Source organism: Stutzerimonas stutzeri, assembly GCF_024448985.1.
Lineage (GTDB): Bacteria > Pseudomonadota > Gammaproteobacteria > Pseudomonadales > Pseudomonadaceae > Stutzerimonas > Stutzerimonas stutzeri_AP.
Genome location: NZ_JAMOII010000042.1, coordinates 1 through 2,669, shown reverse-complemented (window position 1 = coordinate 2,669; position 2,669 = coordinate 1). Strand labels below are relative to the sequence as shown.

At 66.5% G+C, this 2,669-nt stretch carries 1 protein-coding gene; it reads right to left on the bottom strand.

What is annotated here, in order from left to right:
* Window positions 1-111: 111 nt before the first annotated feature.
* The coding region (locus tag NA647_RS19530) for an Lhr family helicase (RefSeq protein ID WP_423836497.1) at window positions 112-2,669 on the bottom strand (2,558 nt) is incomplete at its 5' end.

The following is a 2,669-nucleotide window of genomic DNA, read 5'->3' as shown; positions in this document are numbered from 1 at the left end:
CCTACGAAAAAGCAGCCGGTGCACACCGTTGTAAGTGGGCGGCGCGACCCGCGGCGAATGCAGGCCGCAGGACTGCCGCTTGAAGCTAGCGGTTTGACGTTTCTCATACCGCTAGCGCCGCGCCACCGCTAGCAGTTGCCGCGCCTTGCGCTGATCCTCTTCGTGCAGTTCCGTCAGTAGTTCTGGCTTGCCGGCGATCAACAAGCCCAGCGGCACGCCGTCGCGATAGAGGATGCGGTTGCCCGCCACCGCCGGCACGCGCTCACCGGGCAGCAAGGTGCCGACCTGGTTAAGCGGATCGACTGCCGAGACGGCGATCATTTCACCCGTCAGCGGTCGTTTGCGAACTTCACGCAGCAGGCCGACCGCTTCTGGCAAAGCGAACTGTTCACCCGGTACGCCCGCCACGAAGCGCCCGCCGCGAATCTCGCCACGCGCTTCGAGTCGGTGGTAGACGCGCAGCAGCTCACGCCACGGCGGCAGCCAGTCCGCTTCCCGATCCAGCAGCCGCCAGAACACCACGCCGTAGCGGCGCAGCAGCGTCATGGCGATGTGTTCCAGCGCTTCGGGATCGAGCGCAGGCGGGCGCGGTGTGGCCGTTTCGACCGGTGATTTCGTCCCCTTGCGAACCAGTGCCCAGCGTCCGGCATCAGCCATGCCGCCAATGAACGCGCCGCCGCGGCTCTGCCGAGCACCGCGTGACCGCTTGGCGGCGGGCGTCAGCAAGGCGCGCAGGCCAGCGAAGCTGTCGGCATTGACCAGCCCGACCGCGACCAATTCACCGAGCGCATCCTCCAGTTCGCTGCGCAATAAATGCGCATCCTGCTGCAACTCATCGAAGAACAGCGCGCCCTGCCCTCGCAGCGTATCGAAGACCCGCTGCGCCCGTGACGAAAGCTCTGGCTGCGGTGCGTCGCCAGCCAGCGCATACCAGGCGGCGAGATGCCGGCGCGGCAATAGCACGATGGGCGTGCCACGCACCGGGCCGCTGCTGGCTTTGACCCGCCCGGCCAGGCGCGTCCAGACGATGCGCCCGGATCGGCAGAGCTCGTCCAGCCAGGTGCGACCGTAATCCCGCAACCGGGCAGGCAGCAGGTCGTTTTCCCACGCTCCGGCGGCGGCCTGGAAACCTTCGAGCTGCTCGACCAGCGTGCCGAGCGCGTCGCGGCCCTGCATTTGTGTCGATTCGGACAGGTGCTGCCAGTCGAACAGGAAGCGCATGAAATCCGCGCGCTCAACCGGTTCGATCTCGCGGCGCAGGCGCTTGACGGTATAGCGATGGATGCGCGCCAGCAGGTGCCGCTCGCACCATTCATCTTCGCTCGCGCCAGGTGTGAAGCGACCACGGAGCACGTAGCCTTCGGCCTCCAGACGGATCAGGGCGTGGGCGACGGCAGAGGCCGGCAAGGCCAACGGCCTAGCGATCAGCGAAACCGGTAAGGGTCCGAATCCGGTCAGCCGCGCGCGGATCAGCTCGACCAGCGCTTCATCCTCGTTCGACTGCTGATCGAAACCAGGCAGCGGCGCCAGCGCCGGCTCGCAACGTGCATGGGGATAGATCGACCGCAACAGAGCCAAGCGTTCGATGGGCAACCAGAGCGCGCGATCCTGCGCGATCTGCATTCGCGTCGCGCGACCGCCACGGGCCAGTTCCTCCAGCCAGCCAAGCCAGTCCTGCTCGGCCAACGCCTCGCTCTCGGCGATACCGCCAAGGCCTACCAGCGCCTCATGTAGCTCGTCCGGATTACGCGCTTGCGGCCAGGCTTGCTCGCCCACCGCGTCGATGGCGGCGGCATCCAGCGCGCCGAGATCGTCACTGGACTCCGGATCGGTCCAGCGTCGATTGAGCACCGCCTGGGTGCGACGCTCTTCCAGCGGCGCGTCGTCGAGGAAGGCATAGGGCCGCGCGCCGAGCACTTCCATGGCCAGCGGTGACGGCGCCGGCAGGTCACGCGCCAGCAGCTCAATTTCACCCGCCTCGATACGCTGCAACAGCGCCAGCCAGCCTTCGCTGTCCATAGCATCGTGCAGGCAGTCGTCGAGCGTCTGCGCCACCAATGGGTGTTCGGGAATCTCGCGTTCACCGACGATGTTTTCCAGGCAGGCGACCTGATCGGGGAAGACGGTGGCGAGCAAGTCCTCGCTCTTCATTCGCTGTAATTGAGGCGCCACCTTGCGCCCGCCGGCCATGCGCGGCAGTGCCAGCGCGGTGGTCGCGTTCCAGCGCCAGCGCACGCCGAACAGCGGGGCGTCGAGCAGCGCCTGGATCAGAACATGTTCGGCACTGTTTGAACGTAGATAACGCCAGACCTCATCCAAGGGGAAGCTGTGGCTGGTGGACAGCGAAAAGATGATCGCATCCTCGGTCGCCGCCGCCTGCAACTCGAAGTTGAAAGTGCGACAAAAGCGCTTGCGCAGGGCCAGGCCCCAGGCGCGGTTGATCCGGCTGCCGTAGGGCGAATGAATGACGAGTTGGGTGCCGCCTGATTCATCGAAAAAGCGCTCCATGATCAGCCGGCTTTGCGTTGGCAGCGCACCCAGTGCCGAACGCGCTCGGGCCAGGTATTCGACGATCTGTCGGGCGGCGGGGTCTGGTAGGCCGAGGGTGTCGGTTAGCCAGGCGATCGCGAGGGTCAGGTCCAGCGTGCCCACCGCCTCCCCCTCACCCC